The following is a 346-nucleotide window of genomic DNA, read 5'->3' as shown; positions in this document are numbered from 1 at the left end:
TAGTGCCGCGTCAGGCAACGTTGGCCCTGTTGACTACCTCGCGTAGGCGTTCGTCGGCGGCGTGCTTGTTCCGCCAGATGATGTAGCGGCGGATCATGCTGCCCTGCTCGGCGTGGCTGGTGTGGTCGGTGCCGTCGAGGGTGAAGTAGCGCAGGGCGGTGAACTGGGCCTCGTCGGGTAGCCCCGGCGCATTGCTGCGCCGGGGCCCCCTCAGAACCGGCCATGCCCGCTTTCCGGGCAACCGGCTCAAGCAAGCCCTGGAGGCTCGCGGGTGGGCGGAAGTGCTGGGCTGCCGTTGCTGGTGGTCCGGCGGTGGCAGTGGGTGTGTATGAGGCGGTTGGCGACG

At 68.8% G+C, this 346-nt stretch carries 1 protein-coding gene; it reads right to left on the bottom strand.

Annotation, left to right across the window (positions count from 1 at the left end):
- Nucleotides 1-10: 10 nt before the first annotated feature.
- Nucleotides 11-241 carry a hypothetical protein gene (locus ACFHWT_RS31495; RefSeq protein ID WP_416598353.1) on the bottom strand — a complete coding sequence of 77 codons (231 nt, stop codon included), beginning with the start codon at nt 239-241 and terminating at the stop codon, nt 11-13.
- Between the last annotated feature and the right edge of the window lie 105 nt (nt 242-346).

This window comes from Micromonospora sp. LOL_021 (assembly GCF_048060215.1).
Lineage (GTDB): Bacteria > Actinomycetota > Actinomycetes > Mycobacteriales > Micromonosporaceae > Micromonospora_E.
Note: the sequence above shows the minus strand (reverse complement) of the source record. Positions and strands in the feature narration are given on the sequence as shown.